This is a genomic window from Rudaea sp. (assembly GCF_036383415.1).
Classification (GTDB): domain Bacteria; phylum Pseudomonadota; class Gammaproteobacteria; order Xanthomonadales; family Rhodanobacteraceae; genus Rudaea.
This window is the reverse complement of record NZ_DASVOK010000383.1, coordinates 1-2,109: the sequence shown is the minus strand read 5'-3', so window position 1 is coordinate 2,109 and position 2,109 is coordinate 1. Positions and strand designations below refer to the sequence as shown.

The following is a 2,109-nucleotide window of genomic DNA, read 5'->3' as shown; positions in this document are numbered from 1 at the left end:
GCGGCGACCAGCTGCGCCTGGCGTGGCGCATCCGCGTCGGCCCAATCGTCGAACACGCGCATGGCCTCGTGCCACGCTTCGCGCGCACCGCCTTCCCCGTCGGAAATGTCTTCGCTCACTGCGCCCCCCGGCACGTTCATCGCCCGTGCATTGCAAGACGCAATTTGGCGGTCGCGCGTGTCACCCGGCGATCAACACAGCTGCCCATAGAGGAACGCACGCGCCTTGCGCCAGTCGCGCTTGACCGTGGGTACGGAGACCTCGAGCACTCCGGCAATGTCTTCTTCGGTCAGGCCGGCGAAGTAACGCATCTCGACCACGCGGTAGGCGCGCGCGTCGAGGCTCTCGAGCGCTACGAGCGCACGCTCGATCTCGGTCACCGAATGTTCGGTGAAGATCGTCTCGGCGAGGCCGGCGGTCAGGGTCACGTTCTGCACGCCGCCGCCGCGCTTCTGCGCATTGCGTTCGCGCACGTAGTCGACGATGACGCTGCGCATGACGCGCGAGGCGTAGGCAAAGAACACGCGCCGGTTGGTGTCGGGCAGAAGCTGGTTTGCGGTCAGGCGCAGGTAGGCATCGTGGAGCAGGCCCGGCGCGTCGAGCGAAAGCGTGCCGGCGCGCGCCAGATGGCTGCGCGCGAGCCGCATCAGCTCGGGATAGAGCAGGCGGTACAAGGGTTCGCGCGCGGCGGCATCGCCCGCGCTGGTACGCTGCAAGAGTTGGGTGACTTCGCTCATCGCCGGTGCACGCTGGATTCCGCCCCCGACCGCGCAGATGCGCGGTCGGTACCATTCTCTCAGATGTGCACCATCGCATGTTTGCAGCGAAAATCACGCGGTCTGCATCTCGCGATTTCCGCCAAATGCATCACATTTCAACCAATCCTGCTAACGGTCATCCTCGACGAACAGCACCCTGCGCGTCATGCCGCAGGTCAGGTCATAGCTGATCGTCCCGGCATGCGCGGCAATGGTTTCGACGGGGAGTTCCGAGCCCCACAGTGTCACGCGGTCGCCGACCTGCGCGGCCGACACGTTGCGCAGGTCGATCGTGACCAGGTCCATCGAGACGCGACCGACGATCGCGGCGCGCGCTCCGTTGACGAGCACGGGCGTACCGGGTTGCGCGCTGCGCGGATAGCCGTCACCGTAGCCGATCGCGGCGACGCCTATGGGCATGTTTTCGGGGCATTCCCAGGTCGCCGCATAGCCGATGCGTTCGCCCTTCTGCACCTGCTTGACCGAGATCATGCGCGTCGACAGCGTCATCGCCGGCTCGAAGCCCAGGTCGGCGCCGATCTTGCCCTCGACCACCGACAAACCGTAGAGCAGGCCGCCGACTCGCACCCAGCCATCCTCACGCGCAGCCCCGGCATCGAATGCCGTCGGCCAGCCGAGCAATCCGGCCGAGTTCGCCAACGCGCGCGCCCCGGCGAGTTCGACGGTCGCCTCTTTGAAGCGCGCGATCTGCGCGGCAGTGAGGCCGTTGTCGAACTCGTCGGAAGCGGCGAAGTGCGTCATCAGCACGATGTCGGGATCGATATTCGGCAGTGCCTGCAGTTTTGTATAAATTTCCACAATGTTCTGCGGATCGAACCCGAGCCGGTGCATGCCGGTGTCGATCTTGAGCCAGACGCGCAGCGGTCGCCCGATTTTCGACGATGCGCTGCGGTCCGCGGCGAGCCAGGCGAGCTGCGATTCGTGATGGATCACCGCGTCGAGCTGCAGGCGGCGGAACTCGGCGAGATCGCCCGGCTCGTCCGGCCCGGACAGCACGACGATGCGCTGGCGGTTGCCGGCCGAACGCAGGCGCAGGCCGTCGCCGAGCGCGGCGACGCCGAGTGCATCCGCGTCCGCACAGGCGCGTGCGACGCGTTCGAGGCCGTGGCCGTAGCCGTCGGCCTTGACCACGGCCATGATCTTGGCCCCGCGTGCGCGCTCGCGCACGCGCGCCAGGTTGCGGCGCAGCGCGCCGAGATGGATCGTGGCGGTGGTCGCGCGGCTCATGCCGGAGCCGGCAATCGGGAATGGGGTATCGGCAATCGGGAGCGCAACGTGGCGCGAGATTCGCCGCTGCGCCAAAGAAGTGGGGAATCGGGAATCGAAGCGA

General features: G+C 67.0%; 2 protein-coding genes. Both read right to left on the bottom strand.

All coding sequences use genetic code 11. From position 1 onward, the window contains the following. Nucleotides 1-191: 191 nt before the first annotated feature. Nucleotides 192-737 carry an ECF-type sigma factor gene (locus VF497_RS14160; RefSeq protein WP_330889817.1) on the bottom strand — a complete coding sequence of 182 codons (546 nt, stop codon included), beginning with the start codon at nt 735-737 and terminating at the stop codon, nt 192-194. Between the two features lie 150 nt (nt 738-887). Then, complete coding sequence (alr, locus tag VF497_RS14155) at nt 888-2,006, bottom strand: alanine racemase (protein WP_330889815.1); 1,119 nt, start codon at nt 2,004-2,006, stop codon at nt 888-890. Nucleotides 2,007-2,109: the final 103 nt, after the last annotated feature.